At 39.4% G+C, this 17,109-nt stretch carries 13 protein-coding genes, 1 tRNA gene and 1 pseudogene; 6 read left to right on the forward strand and 9 right to left on the reverse strand.

From position 1 onward, the window contains the following. The first annotated feature begins 5 nt into the window (after positions 1-5). The 6 genes from ACO1O5_RS07935 (at position 6) to ACO1O5_RS07960 (ending at position 8,408) form a co-directional block, all read left to right on the forward strand. Complete coding sequence (locus ACO1O5_RS07935; protein ID WP_486269306.1) at positions 6-1,748, forward strand: NADPH-dependent assimilatory sulfite reductase hemoprotein subunit; 1,743 nt, start codon at positions 6-8, stop codon at positions 1,746-1,748. Positions 1,749-1,752: 4 nt separating this feature from the next. Next, positions 1,753-2,487 carry a DUF2490 domain-containing protein gene (locus ACO1O5_RS07940; protein ID WP_486269307.1) on the forward strand — a complete coding sequence of 245 codons (735 nt, stop codon included), beginning with the start codon at positions 1,753-1,755 and terminating at the stop codon, positions 2,485-2,487. Between the two features lie 6 nt (positions 2,488-2,493). After that, positions 2,494-4,026, forward strand: coding sequence for a TSUP family transporter (locus tag ACO1O5_RS07945; RefSeq protein ID WP_486269308.1), 1,533 nt, complete (start codon positions 2,494-2,496; stop codon positions 4,024-4,026). A 319-nt stretch (positions 4,027-4,345) separates the two neighbouring features. Continuing rightward, a complete protein-coding gene (locus ACO1O5_RS07950; RefSeq protein WP_486269309.1) occupies positions 4,346-6,889 on the forward strand; it encodes a TonB-dependent receptor in 2,544 nt (847 codons plus the stop codon). A 101-nt stretch (positions 6,890-6,990) separates the two neighbouring features. After that, positions 6,991-7,061, forward strand: a tRNA-Cys gene (locus tag ACO1O5_RS07955). Positions 7,062-7,238: 177 nt separating this feature from the next. Continuing rightward, entirely contained in the window at positions 7,239-8,408 is a 1,170-nt protein-coding gene (locus ACO1O5_RS07960; protein ID WP_486269310.1) for a trans-sulfuration enzyme family protein, read from the forward strand. A gap of 38 nt (positions 8,409-8,446) precedes the next feature. Here ACO1O5_RS07960 and ACO1O5_RS07965 read toward each other — a convergent pair whose 3' ends face one another. The 9 genes and pseudogenes from ACO1O5_RS07965 to ACO1O5_RS08005 form a co-directional block, all read right to left on the reverse strand. Next, positions 8,447-8,884, reverse strand: a complete 438-nt coding sequence (locus ACO1O5_RS07965) for a GNAT family N-acetyltransferase (protein ID WP_486269311.1) — start codon at positions 8,882-8,884, stop codon at positions 8,447-8,449. Positions 8,885-8,971: 87 nt separating this feature from the next. After that, positions 8,972-10,072 carry a ketol-acid reductoisomerase gene (ilvC, locus tag ACO1O5_RS07970; RefSeq protein WP_486269312.1) on the reverse strand — a complete coding sequence of 367 codons (1,101 nt, stop codon included), beginning with the start codon at positions 10,070-10,072 and terminating at the stop codon, positions 8,972-8,974. 81 nt (positions 10,073-10,153) lie between these two features. Then, positions 10,154-10,525: a glyoxalase superfamily protein gene (locus ACO1O5_RS07975; RefSeq protein WP_486269313.1), complete on the reverse strand. Its 372-nt coding sequence runs from the start codon at positions 10,523-10,525 to the stop codon at positions 10,154-10,156. A 10-nt stretch (positions 10,526-10,535) separates the two neighbouring features. Continuing rightward, positions 10,536-11,123, reverse strand: a complete 588-nt coding sequence (gene ilvN, locus ACO1O5_RS07980) for an acetolactate synthase small subunit (RefSeq protein WP_486269314.1) — start codon at positions 11,121-11,123, stop codon at positions 10,536-10,538. Positions 11,124-11,150: 27 nt separating this feature from the next. Then, complete coding sequence (locus ACO1O5_RS07985) at positions 11,151-11,933, reverse strand: class I SAM-dependent methyltransferase (protein ID WP_486269315.1); 783 nt, start codon at positions 11,931-11,933, stop codon at positions 11,151-11,153. 54 nt (positions 11,934-11,987) lie between these two features. Continuing rightward, on the reverse strand, positions 11,988-13,733 hold the full coding sequence (gene ilvB / locus ACO1O5_RS07990; RefSeq protein ID WP_486269316.1) for a biosynthetic-type acetolactate synthase large subunit: 1,746 nt from the start codon (positions 13,731-13,733) through the stop codon (positions 11,988-11,990). 52 nt (positions 13,734-13,785) lie between these two features. After that, positions 13,786-15,464 (reverse strand): annotated as a pseudogene (gene ilvD, locus ACO1O5_RS07995) (dihydroxy-acid dehydratase). Next, positions 15,461-16,357 carry a branched-chain amino acid transaminase gene (locus ACO1O5_RS08000; RefSeq protein ID WP_486269317.1) on the reverse strand — a complete coding sequence of 299 codons (897 nt, stop codon included), beginning with the start codon at positions 16,355-16,357 and terminating at the stop codon, positions 15,461-15,463. Before ACO1O5_RS08000 ends, ilvD begins: the two are co-directional and overlap by 4 nt. Positions 16,358-16,653: 296 nt before the next feature. Further along, the coding region (locus ACO1O5_RS08005; protein WP_486269318.1) for an isocitrate/isopropylmalate family dehydrogenase at positions 16,654-17,109 on the reverse strand (456 nt) is incomplete at its 5' end.

Genomic DNA, 17,109 nt, shown 5'->3' on the forward strand with positions numbered 1-17,109 from the left:
TAAGATTGAAAATTCAAAAGATAATTCTAATAATCCTTGTCCCTCTCCTTCTGGAGAGGGACAAGGATGAGGCAAAAAAAATTAAAATGGCGGAACAACTATCACCGATAGAAAAAATTAAAACTGAAAGCGACGGGTTACGGGGAACTATTGTTGAAAGTCTCCACGATGAATTAACGGGAGCCATTCGTGAAGACGATCAATCGTTAATAAAATTTCACGGGATGTACCAGCAGGATGATCGCGACAGGCGTGAAGAACGTGCAGAAAAAAAACTGGAACGTTTATTTTCATTCATGATACGACTTCGTTTGCCGGGCGGGTTTCTCACTTCAGACCAATGGATAGCAGCGCATGAAATTGCAGGAAAGAATTCAACCGGGGTTATAAAAATTACGACCCGGCAAACTATACAGTTGCATGGAATCTTAAAATCAAAAATAAAACCCACTATAAAGGAGTTTAATCAATCAAAATTGGATTCTATAGCAACATGTGGCGACATTAACCGGAACGTAATGTGTAGTGCTCATCCCAAACAGTCACCCATACACGAAGAAATATTTGCTTATGCAGACAAGATCAGCAAAATGCTCATGCCTAAAACAAGAGCCTATTATGAAATTTGGCTAGACGAAGAAAAGATTTTAGATAAAAAAGATGAAGAAGATCCGTTGTACCAGGAAAGGTATATGCCGCGAAAATTTAAGATCGCCATTGCAATCCCGCCTAACAATGATATAGATGTTTTTACCAACGATATTGGACTCATTGCTATTATCGAAAATAATAAACTACTTGGTTTCAATATAGCAATTGGCGGCGGTTTATCCACAACTCACGGAAACGCACAAACGTACGCCAGGCTGGGAACGATAATTGGATTCGCCAATAGCGAAGAAAAAACACTAAAAGCTATCTATGAGATTTTAACCGTGCAAAGAGATTTCGGTAATCGAAGTGACAGGAAAATTGCAAGGCTGAAATATACGGTAGACAGATTAGGTGTTGAAAATTTTAAAGAGGAAGTTGAAAAGCGTTTGGACTTCAAACTGGAAAAAGAGAAACCTTATTCCTTCAATAAACGGAGCGATTATTACGGCTGGGACAAAAATGAAGAAGGCAAATGGTATTATACTCCATTTATAGAAAATGGAAGAATCCTGGATGATGAGACAGTCTCTTTAAAATCTGCATTGCTTGAAATTGCCAAAACCGGAAAAGTAAATTTTCGGTTCACGGGCAACCAGAACATTATCATCAGCGATGTTGCAGAAAGCGACAAAGAAGAAATAAATACAATACTGGAACGCTTCAAAATAATTGAACACACTAACGGTGCATCAATCATCAGAAAAAATTCCATGGCCTGTGTTGCGCTGCCAACATGCCCTTTAGCGCTCGCAGAGGCACAACGTTATATGCCTTCACTTCTCACTAAAATTGAAACTTTGCTCGCAAAAAATGATTTAAGTGATGAAGAAATTATTATAAGAATGACGGGCTGTCCTAACGGATGTGCCAGGTCGTACAACGCCGAAATCGGTTTTGTAGGAACCGCAATGGGCAGATATAATTTACATCTTGGTGGCGATCATGAAGGTCTTCGGCTCAATAAAATTTATAAAGAAAGCCTTGATGAAAAGGCTATCCTCGTGGAACTTGATGAATTATTTGCTGCCTTTAAAAAAGAAAGGAAAGCGAATGAAAAATTTGGAGACTATTCTTACAGAAAAATATTTAATTAACTAAGTGACTAGTGGAAAAAATATAGCGCTTGTAATTATGTTGATGCCTGTTGCATCTAAAGCGCAGCATACAAGCCGGCACATAAATATTTTATGGGCAGGATATAATAATACTTTGCGTTTTGATAAAAAATGGTCGTTAGTGACTGATGCCCAGCTAAGAACAACTGATTGGGCTGGTAAATGGTTACTCTATGGAATTAGGCCAGGAGTAAACTATAGTTTTAATGATCGCCTTGCATTGGAAAGTGGTTTCCTGTTGTTTAGAACGGCTCAATATGTGGGAAGCGATTTCTTCTTTAAGAACGAATGGAGACCGTGGGAAGGAATAACTTATAATATTAAATTAAACAGGTCAAATATGTTTCAACGTTTAAGAACTGAACAAAGGTTCTTGCAAAAAACTGCTAATAACAAAAAAGTCAATAGCTACCAATATATATTCCGCCTGCGTTATCGCTTCGAATACCAGTTTCCGTTAAAAAAAGATATTATGAAATTATCTTTTGGAAACGAGGTCTTTGTTAATCCGGGCTATTACAACAATACTTTATTTTTTGATCAGAACAGAACCTTTACAGGATTAAATTTCAAATTAGGTTCGCACTCAGTTTTACAAACCCAGTACATTAAGATATTTCAATGGAGAAGTACTACATCAATCCTTGAAGACCAAAATATAATCAGGGTAAATTTTGTTCAGCAATTCAATTTAAAAAAAGAAAGGAAATCAATTTAATTAGGAGTGATTCAAGAAAAAGAAAATATAATAGTTGAAGAAGGAAATAAACTTTTTCCTGTTTTCCTAAAGCTGGAAACATTGCACCTGCTTATTATTGGAGGTGGCAATGTTGCACTGGAAAAATTAAATGCGGTTACAACAAACTCGCCCGAAACTTCTATTCACCTTGTAGGCACAACTGTCCAGGGCAGTATTTATGAACGTTCGAAAGATATTTCAAAAATAAAAATTGAAGCGCGGCCTTATTCATTTGCTGACATCGAAGATGCCGATATAATTATAGCCGCAGTGAACGATATTGTTGTAAGTGAACAGATTAGAGACGATGCTCACCGTGCCGGCAAGTTGGTGAATGTGGCTGACAAGCCCGAGCTCTGCGATTTCTACCTAAGCTCAATCGTAAAGAAGGGGAATCTAAAAATTGCGATATCTACTAATGGCAAGTCTCCAACTATTGCCAAACGTTTAAAGGAACAAATCAATGAAATGATTCCAAATGAAATTGAAAATGTATTGGATAATATGCAGTTGATCCGAAACGGTATCAACGGTGACTTTGAAGCGAAGGTTAAACACCTGGATGATATAACGAGTGTATTGGCCGCTAAACAAATCACTAACGATGAGCCTGCTAATAAGACTGGCGCCAAACAATGGCAAAAAATTGTTGGCTGGTGCCTGCTTGCTTTTTTCTTCATGATATTAGGGCACGGTATTTTGTCTTACGTTCCATTCAACAAATTAATAGATGGAATAAAAACAGTTCCGCAGTATGTAGATACAAAACCGTTCTTCATTATGCTCTTAACCGGCTTTATTGCCCAAATGGTAGATGGTTCCTTAGGCATGGGATATGGAACTATATCAACCACTTTTTTGTTGGCCAATGGAGTCAATCCCGCAATCGTTAGTAGCAGGGTTCACTCTGCGAGAGTTTTTTCGAGTGGGGTATCGGGTTATAGTCATCATCGATTTGGTAACATAAATAAAAAATTATTCAGAAGTCTCGTAGTACCAGGAATTATTGGAGCAGTTATCGGGGCAACACTTGCATTTTTTGCTCAGAAATACGCCGCGTATATAAGAATACCCCTTTCATTTTACACACTATACCTCGGATATTTTATTTTAAGAAAGGCTTTTAAAAAGAAGCTGGTTAATGCTAAAATAAAAAGAGCCGGCTGGTTAGCAACCATCGGAGGATTTATGGATTCGTTTGCGGGTGGCGGATGGGGAACACTTGTTACCAGTACATTAATTTCAAAAAGAAAAAGCCCGAGATACGTTATAGGATCGGTTTGTCTTGCAGAATTTTTTGTTGTGCTATGCAGTTCCATTACATTCTTTATTTTTTTGAAAAGCTTGCCGTTAGTAGAAATAGCCGGATTAATATTTGGCGGATTATTAGCTGCGCCTATAGCCGCACGATTGGTTGGAAAAGTGCCCGTTAAAAAAATGTTTATTGCAATTGGTGCGTTGGTGATACTTACAAGCTGTATGACACTATGGAAAGTTATTACCCATTTAATTAATTAAAAATTTTTTAGATTATTACCCTATAAATTTGGTAGACTACTAAAAATGACTTTATATTTGCATATAGAATCGTTTATGAACATTTTAAAAATCTTACCAGTGCCTGGCTCATTTAGTTTCCGAATGCGATGTTACCCTAATTTATTTATCGCCGTCTGCAGTCAATAGCAGAAACATTTTCACCAAATATTTTTTTATACTTTTAGTCTACTAATTTTGTAGACTATGTATCACGAACAGTTTACCCATTTCACAAAAAAGTACAAATATTTTTAATTAGTCTATAAATATTGTAGACCAAAAATCAAGATCAAATAACATGAAACGTATTCTTTTACTTCCAGGATTTTTATTGCCTGTTCTTGCATTCGCACAACTCGCTGGTCACGTAGTTAATGAAAATAGAGAGGGTGTTCCTTACGCCAGCGTGTTAATAAAAAATACTGCCACAGGAGTCAATACAGATTCTTTGGGTTATTTCTCCCTCCCCGTTGATCAAAAGTTTCCCTTTACATTAATAATATCTTCTGCGGGGTATAAACCTGAAGAACGGGTTATCAGGAGTGCAAATACCAATAATATATTGGTTCAGCTGCAGGCATTGTTTCGAAGAGATACCATTATTATTACAGCCAGGCGTCGCAGGGAAGTACTGCAGGACGTTCCAATTCCTATTTCGGTTGTAGGCGGCAAACAAATAGATGAAGCCGGCGATTTCAATGTAAACCGCGTAAAAGAACTGGTTCCATCTGTTCAACTATACTCGTCTAATCCCCGCAATACCGGACTTAATATCCGGGGACTCGGATCACCATTCGGGCTTACTAATGATGGACTTGATCCGGGTGTGGGATTCTATGTAGATGGCGTTTATTATGCCCGGCCTGCTGCGGCAACACTCGATTTTATAGACATAGAACGTATTGAGGTGTTACGGGGCCCGCAGGGAACTTTGTTTGGCAAAAACACCACCTCTGGCGCTTTCAATATTACAACACGTAAACCGGGCTTTAAACCGGGAGGAAACTTTGAAGTGAGTTATGGCAACTATGGTTATATTCAGGCCAAAAGCTCACTAACGGGGCCTTTGAGCAGGAAATTTGCAGCCCGCTTATCTTTCTCTGGTACACAACGCGACGGTACAGTTAAAAACGTAAGTACCGGAAGATATACTAACGATATTAATAACCTCGGCCTTCATGGCCAGTTGTTATACCAGGCATCAGATAATACCGCTGTTACGTTTTCAGGAGATGCCTCACGCCAGCGCCCGGATGGGTATGCACAGGTAATAGCAGGCGTGGTGCAGACAAAGCGTGCCGCATATCGTCAATTCGATGCCATCATTGCAGATCTTAACTATAAGTTACCAAGTACGAATCCTTTTGATCGCTTGATAGATACCGATACTCCGTGGAGATCAGACAATGATCTTGGTGGCGCATCTGTAAATGTTGACACAAAAGTTGGCTCTGGCACATTAACTTCTACTACAGCTTATCGTTACTGGAACTGGAATCCTTCCAACGACAGGGATTTCACGGGTTTGCAGGCATTGGAGAAATCACAAAATCCGTCCAAACACCACCAGTGGTCGCAGGAAGTGCGTTATGCAGGTGACTTTTCTTCTAATTTGAGTGGTGTGATTGGCCTGTTTGTCCTCGGGCAAGAAGTTACTACAAATGGAAACGAAGAATCGGGCAAAGATCAATGGCGATTTGTACAAAGTTCAACCAGCGATTTGTGGAAAACACCTGGTCTCTTTGATGGCTATGGTGCACTAACCAACTCTACGATTAAATCGGTGAGTGAAGCCGCCTTTGCCAATATTGATTGGAAACTTACTAAAGCGCTGCATGTATTGCCCGGTATCCGTTTTAATTACGACAAAAAAGATGTAACCTACGCCCGAACCACTTATGGCGGCCTGCAAACAACTGATTCTGCCTTAATAAAATTACAACAGGGCGTATATAGTAACCAGTCGTTCGCAACCAGTGGCCATGAGAATCATATTACCTGGCAAATTACGTTAGCCTACAAGGCCAATGATTATATTAATGCCTTTGCAACCTATTCCACCAGCTACAAACCAATAGGTGTTAATGTGGGTGGTTTGCCGGTTATTAACGGCCAACCGGCACTTGACCTGGCAGTAATAAAACCAGAATATGTAAAAGATTATGAAGTTGGTATTAAGACGACACCCACTGCAAACTTTACGTTGAACCTTACATTATTCAATACAGATATTACAAACTATCAGGCGAATGTGCAATCGCCTGAGTTAGGTGTCAACCGTGGTTATCTTGCCAACGCCGAAGAGGTAAACGTAAAAGGTGCTGAACTTGACGCCAATATTACTGTCAACAGGCATTTTTCCTTCTATGGTGCCGGTACTTATACAGATGCTAAATATGTAAAATTTACGAATGCTCCACTGCCGCTTGAAGAAACCGGCTTAACAGAAAATGGAGTGCAAAAAGCATTCAAGGATATTTCGGGCAGCGAACTTCCGGGCATCTCCAAATGGGCAGGGTCGCTTGGCGGTGAGTTCACTACACCAGCCGCTTTTCTCGGTAAGGCGGGCAAATTTTTCTTAGCCTTAGATGGCTACTATCGTTCTTCTTTTTCTTCAAGTCCCTCACCTTCAGAATACCTTAACGTAGACGGTTACACGCTGATGAACGGGAGGCTTGGCTTTAGGGCTATCAATGGTCTTTCAGCTTTTATATGGGGACGTAATTTGTTTAACAAAGACTATTTCGAGCAACTTTTACCTGCGGGAGGTAATGCCGGGCAATATGCTGCAGTACTTGGTGATCCTATGACATACGGTGTAACGTTAAAGTATTCATTCTAACTATAATCAGATACCAAACGGGCTCAGAATGTAGGAATATGAAAAAATCATTTCTTTGAAAACAGGGTGTAAATCTAACGGAAGTGTGTAGGTTTCATTTTGGTCATGTGGCGGAACGGCTAGGCCCAGGTTTGCAAAACCTGTTACGGCGGTTCAAATCCGCCCATGACCTCTGCAGGCTTTTTTCCTGCAAATAATAGTCTAACCGGGGCGGTGTTTTTACATTGCCTCTTTTTATTTTAAAGAATAATTGCAATATCTACACAGGGTTTATTACTTGTTGTAAAGACATTCATGAACTACATTTGCAATCCAATTAAACGAAGAACCATTTAAAAGTATCGTCCAAATGAAGTTGCATCCCATCACTGAAGCTATCCGTATCCAGGCAGAACGTTCCAATGAAATGGAGCATTCAACGCCTTTATTTTTGACCAGCAGTTTTGTTTTCGATAATGCCGAAGAGATGAGGGCAGCATTTGCTGACGAAACTGACGATAATATTTACAGCAGATTTAGTAACCCGACTGTACAGGAATTTATTGATAAAATGGTTTTGCTTGAAGGTGCTGAAGCAGGTGTTGCAACAGCAACCGGCATGAGCGCCGTATTTGCCAGCTTTATGGCAATATTAAAAAAAGGAGATCATCTTATATCTTGTGACGCAGTTTTTGGGAGTACACACAATATTGTAAAAAAGTACTTACCCAATTATGGAATTGAATGTACTTATGTGAGCTCACATAATCCTGAAGAATGGGAAGCGGCCATCCGCCCTAACACTAAAATGATCTACCTGGAAACACCGACGAATCCGGGCCTTGAAATTATCGATCTTGGAATAGTGAGCGCTCTTGCAAAAAAACACAATCTCATTTTGAATGTTGATAATTGCTTTGCTACTCCTGTTAATCAAAAGCCAATTGAATTAGGTGCAAACCTGGTTGTTCATTCTGCAACCAAATGGATAGATGGGCAAGGAAGGGTTTTAGGCGGAGTAATTGTTGGCGATAAAAAGCTTGTTCATGACATCTACCTGTTTTGCCGTAACACAGGCCCATCCTTATCTCCATTCAATGCCTGGGTGCTAAGTAAGAGTTTGGAAACATTAGATGTACGCATGGAACGCCATGCAAAAAATGCGTTGCAAATTGCAATTCAATTGGAAAATCATCCAAAAATATCCTGGCTGAAATATCCATATTTATCAAGTCACCCGCAACATAAGATTGCTATTAAGCAAATGAAAAACGGAGGCGGAATTATTTGTTTCGAATTGAAAGGTGGGATAGAAAGTGGAAGAAAATTCTTAAACGGCCTGGAAATGCTTTCACTAACGGCTAATCTCGGGGATTCAAGAAGTATTGCTTCTCATCCTGCAAGTACTACACATAGTAAACTAACGGAGGAGGAGAGATTAAAAGTAAATATAACGCCGGGGCTTATACGCATTTCAGTAGGACTTGAATATGCTGATGATATTCTCAACGATATTTTACAGGCATTGGAAAAATGTTGACAAGAAACAAATCTCTCAGCACAATTTGCAGTACTATGCTATTGCAAAGAAAGGTCGCAAATGAGATCCGTATCGTCAACTACCGCTCCCATTTTTTTATAAAACTCAATAGCATTAGTGTTCCATCCTGATACGAGCCACCTCACTTTTTTACATCGCTCTTTTTTTGCAAAGTCAATTACTGCATCCAGTAATTTCTTACCAACAGATTGATTTCTGAAACCTTCTTTTACATACAAATCATCGAGGTAAAGACCCTTTCCGGTCCACGAGTAATACGTAAAAAAGAAACTGGCAAAACCGACAATTTCACTATTATCCGTTTCTGCCACAAGGCATCGAAAAATATCTTTCTCAGCAATTAGCTGCTCCAGGGTAAGCGTAACTTTCTCAGGCGTTTTTTGAAATATCGCAAACTCTTTCATTAACGCAAAGATGAACGGGAAATCCCGTTCATCTGCTTTACGTATGTTCATATTTTAATTGGCAATTTAGTTTCAACAATTACCATTTTAATTTATCCAGATCTATCGTCATATATAAATCAACCCATCTTTAAAAAATCAGTTAGCGGCCGCTTCTATTTTAGAAGTTTTCTTAACCGGTTCGTCTGCTGCCGGTTGGTTCTCAGGACGCAAGCTTCTAACAGTTTTTCCAGACTGCCACATCTCACTATCAGCCAATTCTTTTAACTCTACTTCCAGCTTTTCCCTGTAATCAGTTTTGCTGTTACTTTCAATCGAGCGGGCAGCTTCTTTACCGGTAGCTACGCTCTCATACAAATCATTAAATACGGGTAACGTAGCATCACGAAATTTTTTCCACCAATCCAATGCACCACGTTGAGCTGTGGTAGAGCAATTAGCGTACATCCAATCCATTCCATTTTCTGCCACTAACGGCATAAGAGATTGCGTAAGCTCTTCAACAGTTTCGTTAAATGCTTCAGAAGGTGAATGACCATTTTTTCTTAAAACCTCAAACTGTGCAGCAAATATTCCTTGTATGGCACCCATTAATGTTCCGCGTTCACCAGTCAAATCGCTGTATACTTCTTTCTTAAAAGTAGTTTCAAATAAATATCCGGAGCCGATAGCAATACCTAATGCAACCACCCTTTCAAAAGCTTTACCTGTTGCATCCTGGAAGATGGCATAGCTGCTGTTTAATCCACGGCCCTGCAAAAACATTCTTCTTAATGAAGTACCGGAGCCTTTAGGAGCTACCAGGAAAACATCGACATCTTTAGGAGGAACAATTCCTGTTTGATCAAGGTATGTGATACCAAATCCGTGAGAAAAATATAAAGCTTTGCCGGGAGTTAAATGTTTTTTTACGGTAGGCCACATGGCTATCTGCGCCGCGTCACTTAATAAATAACAAATGATGGTTCCTTTCTCTAACGCAGTCTCAATGTCGAATAAAGTTTTACCTTCTACAAAACCATCGCGTACCGCTTTGTCCCAGCTTTTGGAATTTTTACGCTGACCAACAATAACGTTGATGCCATTTTCTTTTTGATTTAATGCCTGGCCGGGGCCTTGCACGCCGTAACCTATCACAGCTACTACTTCATCTTTCAATACTTCCTGTGCTTTCGCCAACGGGAATTCATCGCGGGTAACAACGTTTTCTACAGTGCCACCAAAATTTAACTTTGCCATTTTTTTGTGTTTTATTTTATAGTATAAAGTTCTGTTTGTTTATTTTAAAATACCCATTTTCTTTTCGTTTAATCGATTCCGTTATGCCTGTTCTTTTTTTTCATTAAATGATAGCCTGTTTCCAAAAGGATCTATTACTTCCACGCACCAAGAACCATAAAAAGTTTCTTCCAAACCAGGCCTGTTGTACTTATATTTTTTATCGATCAGCATTTCGTGATAATCCTTTAAACCGCTGACCCAAAAAAACACCCTTGTTCCCGGCGTAGAATCTCCGTGATGTTCACTAAGATGAATAGCTAATCCTTCTCTCACAATTTCAATATACTTCGGCATGCCCTCTTCAAATACATGTTCAAATGTAATTGTAAAACCAAGCCAGTCAACATAAAATTCAATTGCCCTTTCGTAATCGAATATCCTTAATATTGGTATGGTTTGAAGAACAAGCACCTATAAAACATTACATGCTAAACACTTCTTCCTGCTTGTCTAAAAATTCATTTTCTATCACTTCTTCGCCGGGCTGCATTTGTTCAAACTCCTTTACTTTAGCGTGAAAACCCTGACTGTCCTTAATTATCGCGACTCTCGCACTTCTCACAAATTCAATAAGTCCATACGGCTCCAAAAACTTAATGAGTTTATCAGTTTCTTCACGATGGCCGGTTGCCTCAAACACAGTATAGTCCTTTCTTATAGCAATAGCACGGGCGCCGAATTCATGAAGCAATCGCTCCACTTTTACCTTTTCGGTTATAGCATCTGTCGGCATTTTATACAAAGCCATTTCCTGCCATATGATTTCGTCATTATTATTATAATACGCCTTTAAAACATCTACCTGTTTCTCAATTTGACGTACCAATTTTTTTACCACTTCTTCGGTTTCATCAATAACAATGTTGAACCGATGAATTCCCGGAACTTCAGACGGTGAAGTGTTTAACGTATGTATATTGATTTTCCTTCTCGAAAAAATGATTGTTATCCTGTTTAGCAAACCAATCTGGTCTTCGCTATAAACTGTTAATGTGAATTCCTGTTTCATTTAATGCTTTTTTAAAAATTATTTTTTTCAATTCTTTTGTTTGAATGCTACCACTCTCAATCGCCTGTAATCAGCATACCAGCTTCCATTTCTATAATTTGTAGGTTCCAATATATCCTGTACATCAGTTAGAATAGTTGCAACACTGCTTTCTTCAATTCCATTGAAATAATGCGTAGCAAACATTTTCAGCCAATCCTTAATTCCATCCTTATCGTCATTCAGCTTTGTTTCCCTGTCATAGTATATGGCATAGTTGACCCGAAACCCCTTTGACTCTAACAGTGACGTATACTCGCCCAACGTTGGAAAATACCACAAGGTCATTTCCGCATTTTCGACAAAGCCGTTTTTTACCAAACTCTTTTGCAGGGCTTTAATGATCTTCATCACATTATTTCGACCACCCATTTCCAATACTAACCTTCCGTGTCTTTTCAAATTATCATAAATACAGTCAACGGCTTTTTCTCTTTCCAGTATCCAGTGTAAAACAGCATTTGAAAAGACCGCATCAAAATGTTCATCAAAATGAAAGTCAGTTGCGTTTTGCACCTGGAATTCCAAATACGGATATTCTGTTTTGGCTTTCGTCACCATTTCTATCGAGCTATCAATTCCTATCACCTTGGCGCCGGAAGCCGCGATTAAACTTGTCAAATAACCAGTACCACAACCCAAATCCAATATTCGTTCGCCATTTTTAGGCCTTAAAAGTTCAACGAGATCTTCACCATACTTAAAAACAAACGAATGTTTATCATCGTACAAACTGGCGTTCCAATCTGTTAATCCCATAGGTGTTTTCATTTCCAAATAGCAATTTTTAAATCACTGCCTCAATACTGTTAGCTTATAATCAAATTATTTAAGTCTTATTTCTGCAACGCTACAACCTTGCGGAACCATAGGGAAAACATTATTCTCTTTACCTACCATTACTTCGAGCAAGTAAGAATGGTTACTTCCCAACATCTCTTTTATGGCATCCTTCAATTCATCCCTTGCTGAAACCCTTTGTCCTTCAATATTATAGGCTTTTGCCAAGGCAACAAAATCCGGGCTTTTCATATCAGTAAAAGAATATCTTTTTTCATGAAAAAGTTCCTGCCACTGCCGCACCATTCCAAGAAACTGGTTATTAAGAATTACGATCTTTATATCGATACCTTCCTGCATAATAGTCCCCAATTCCTGTAGCGTCATTTGAAAACCGCCGTCGCCTATTATGGCAATTACGGTTCTGTTTTTTGCGCCATACTTTGCACCAATAGCAGCAGGTAATGCAAATCCCATCGTCCCCAAACCTCCGGAAGTAACATTACTTTTCGACTGATTAAATTTTGCATATCTGCAGGTAACCATTTGGTGTTGCCCAACATCGGTAACCATCACCGCGTCTCCCCCGGTTAATTCATTCAGGACGTTTATTACCTCCCCCATTGAAAGTTGTTCGGACGTTGGATTTAGCTCTTTTGTTATGCAGGTATCCATTTCCTCTTTTGCATACTCAGCAAATTTTGCAATCCATTTTGAATGATCTTTTTTGTCGATAAGTTTTGTAAGCAAGGGTAAGGTCTCTTTACAATCACCCCAAACGGGAACTGTTGTCTTTACATTCTTATCAATTTCCGACGGATCAATATCGAGGTGAATTACTTTGGCCTGTTTTGCGTACTTATCAAGCCTTCCTGTAACACGGTCATCGAAACGCATACCAACCGCTATTAAGACGTCGCATTCATTTGTCAAAACATTGGGTCCATAATTACCATGCATTCCCAACATACCAACATTTAAAGGATGATCTGTGTTTAAAGCACTCAGACCAAGAATAGTCCATGCCGCCGGAAGACCGCCTTTCTCGATAAAATTTTTAAACTCTTTTTCCGCCTTCCCAAGAATAATTCCCTGCCCAAAAATTACAAACGGTTTCTTCGCGCTATTAATAAGTTTCGCTGCTTCTTCGATATATTCTTTTCGTACAATCGGCTTGGGACGATAACTGCGGATGTGATTGCATTTCGTATACCCGTTATAGTTAAACATCTGCAATTGAGCATTTTTAGTAATGTCAATTAACACAGGCCCCGGCCTTCCGCTCCTCGCAATGTAAAAAGCCTTTGCCAATACTGACGGTATCTCGGTTGCATCCGTAATTTGATAATTCCATTTCGTAACCGGTGTTGTAATGTTGATCACGTCTGTCTCCTGGAAAGCATCCGTGCCCAACAGATGTGCGTATACCTGCCCCGTTATACACACAAGTGGAGTGCTGTCAATCATTGCATCGGCCAGCCCGGTTACAAGGTTGGTGGCACCCGGACCACTGGTTGCAAAGACGATACCGGGTTTACCCGATGTTCTTGCAAAGCCCTGGGCAGCATGAATGGCGCCTTGCTCATGGCGAACCAGGATATGGTTTAGCTTGTCTTTATAATTCCACAAAACATCGTAAACAGGCATAATAGCCCCACCAGGATAGCCAAAAATTACTTCTGTATTTTCGGCAATAAGAATTTCCAGCAAAGCTTCTGAACCCGAAACGGACGTGTTTGCTTTCGGCTGCGTCGTTACTTTGTTTTCTATTTTTTCAAGAATCTCTTCCATAGCAATATTTTTAGATTTCGAATAATTTATTTTATTATGATCTTTTGAAATTTCACTTATCTGTTATACATCCTTCTGCGGCCGTCGTAACAGATTTAGCATATTTATATAATACTCCTCGCGTTGCTAATAACTCCGGTTGTTTCCATTTCTTTCTTCGTTCTTCGATTATTTTTTCATCAACTTTTAAAGTAATTTTTTTATCAGGAACACTTAATTCGATAATATCATCATCCTCTACAAGTCCCAGCAATCCGCCATCGAAAGACTCCGGAGTTATATGTCCGACGACGAAACCATGCGTGCCGCCACTAAACCTTCCATCAGTAATCAACGCAACATCTTTGCCGAGGCCTGCGCCAATGATTGCTGAAGTAGGCTTTAGCATTTCAGGCATGCCAGGAGCACCTCTCGGGCCTACATGTTTTATCACAACAACATCTCCTTTTTGATTTTTCCAGAATTGATTCCGCTAATTAAATGATGTTCTCCGTCAAACACCCTGGCAGGTCCTTCAAATTTCTCGCCTTCTTTGCCGCTGATTTTTGCAACACTTCCGCCTTCGGCTAAATTGCCATATAAAATTTGCAGATGTCCTGTTGCTTTTATTGGCGCCTCTAAAGGAAGGATAATTTTTTGAGTCTCAAAATTCAACTGGGGAACATGCTCCAAATTTTCTGCAATTGTCTTTCCCGTCACAGTTAAGCAATCGCCGTGCAACATATTCTTTTGCAATAAAAATTTCATAACTGCGGGTACGCCTCCAATGTTATGAAGGTCTTCCATTAGATATTTTCCACTTGGTTTTAAATCTGCCAATACAGGCGTCTTATCACTTATTCTTTGAAAATCATCCTGGGTTAATACCAGCCCAACACTATTAGCCATCGCAATCAAATGCAATACAGCATTGGTACTTCCCCCCAGCACCATAACAATGGTCATTGCATTTTCGAATGCCTCTTTTGTCATAATATCTGAAGGCTTAATATCTTTTTCTATCAACAAACGAATCGCCGCTCCTGCTGCACTGCATTCATTTTTCTTGGCTTCACTTAAGGCTGGGTTTGATGATGAGTAAGGTAAACTCATTCCCAAAGCTTCAATAGCGCTTGACATGGTGTTGGCCGTGTACATGCCACCACATGCACCTGCCCCAGGACATGAATGCATTACAATTCCTTTAAAATCCTCTTCGCTTAAGTCGCCTTTAATTTTCTGTCCCAGCGCTTCAAAGGCAGAAACAATATTTAAATCTTTGCCTTTATAACGACCGGGTGCAATAGTTCCACCATAAATCATAATTGAAGGACGATTTAATCTTCCCATAGCCATAATTGAACCCGGCATATTTTTATCGCAACCCGGCACCGCAATCAATGCGTCATAATATTGGGCGCCACAAACTGCTTCAATAGAATCAGCGATAATGTCGCGACTTACTAAGGAATAACGCATACCGTCTGTTCCATTACTCATGCCATCGCTTACTCCGATTGTGTTGAAGATGAGTCCTACCAATTCATTATCCCACACTCCCATTTTAACAAGCTTTGCCAGTTCGTTCAAATGCATGTTGCAGGTATTACCATCGTAGCCCATGCTCACAATACCAACCTGTGGTTTTTTAAGATCATCATCGGTTAAGCCAATGCCATAAAACATTGCCTGCGCAGCAGGTTGTGTAGGATCCTGAGTAATTGTTTTGCTGTATTTGTTTAGTTCGTTCATATAGTAATTGCTGAGGTTGTAAATTCTTTTTCTACAACTAAATTTTTATAAGCGTTTTGAATTTGTATTCCTAAAGTATCTTTCCATTGTTTTTTAAACCGTATGTTATCCAACGATTCCATGCCAATTACTTCTGCGGCAGTTCCACAAAAGAATGCGGCATCGGCACCTTGAATTTCACTGGTCGTAATTTGTTTTTCTACAACCGGAATATCCATTGTGTCGCATAATTCCAGAACAGTTGCCCGCGTAATGCCTGGTAAAATATTACCCAATTGCGGAGTATATAAAACACCGCCGTTCTCAACAAAAATATTCGCGCCGGGCCCCTCGGCTATAAAGCCATTCATATCATTCAGCAATGCCTCGTCAAAACCTTTCGACTTTGCTTCCTGGCTGGCCAATATAGAATTTACATAATGCCCCGTTGCCTTTGCTTCAATCTTAAACCCTTTGGGATTAGGTCTTTCGAACGATGAAGTCATTACACGCAATAATTTTTCGCCAAGGAAAGGCTGCATTTCCCATGTTTCGATTACTATAAAGGATTCTTTATTTGGATTAAAACTCATATTGGCCGGAGCGTACACTAACGGTCTCACGTATGCGTCCTGCTGATTATTTTTCTCTAAAATTTCGTACGTCGCTTCTATTAATTCATTGGCCGTCCATGGATATGGAAGGTTCAAAGCTTCTGCCGAATTTTTTAATCGCTCGAAATGTTCATTCTCCTTAAAAATTTTTGTTGTACCTGATACTGTTTTATAAGAACGAATGCCTTCGAATACGCCATAACCATAGTGAAGGGTTTGGCTATATAAGTCAATTTTTACATCAGCGGCCTTTACTATCTGGCCGTTGTGATAAATGAAAGTGTTTGAATTGTAATACATAATTTTTATTTCTTACATGTGGTTAATAAAAAAACCCCGCTTTTTGGAGCGGGGTTATATACTTTGATTTTATTTTTAAGTAATAATTCCATCTCCAATGTTAAAAGGTATAATGACGCTGACAGCAATATTAATTGCTGAAATATTTAGAATGCCATTATTTAGTTTGCCTGTTAACATTGAAAAAAATGTTTAACAAACTTAACTAACCCTTTTGGAAAAACAAAGAACTTTTTTATTAACCCTATATTTTATTCATTATAATCTTTTCAATTCTTAATGAAATCCTTTCCTAATTAAATAATCGTCGCCTTACCAAATGCAATATTCTTTGCATTAATATTAGGAGGGATATCATTGCTGATATAGTCGCTTGCAAATTCTCCAATTGTTGACGTGTAATGTGGATTTTCAGGGTCGATATCCTGCGATACAAATCCGTTATCCAACGTCCACGCAACCGCTTCTCTCACTTCGCCTGCTTCGCTATGTAATCCAAAATAATCGAGCATCATGGCTGCTGATAAGATAGATCCAACCGGATTCGCAATATCTTTTCCCGCTGCCTGTGGATACGAGCCATGAATAGGTTCGAACAACGCGGAGGAAACACCAATAGACGCAGATGGCAATAAACCTAACGACCCGCATATCACACTCGCCTCGTCGCTTAAAATATCGCCAAACATATTTTCGGTAAGTATTACATCAAACTGTTTTGGGTTCACAATTATTTGCATGGCCGCGTTATC

Source organism: Ginsengibacter sp. (genome assembly GCF_057362405.1).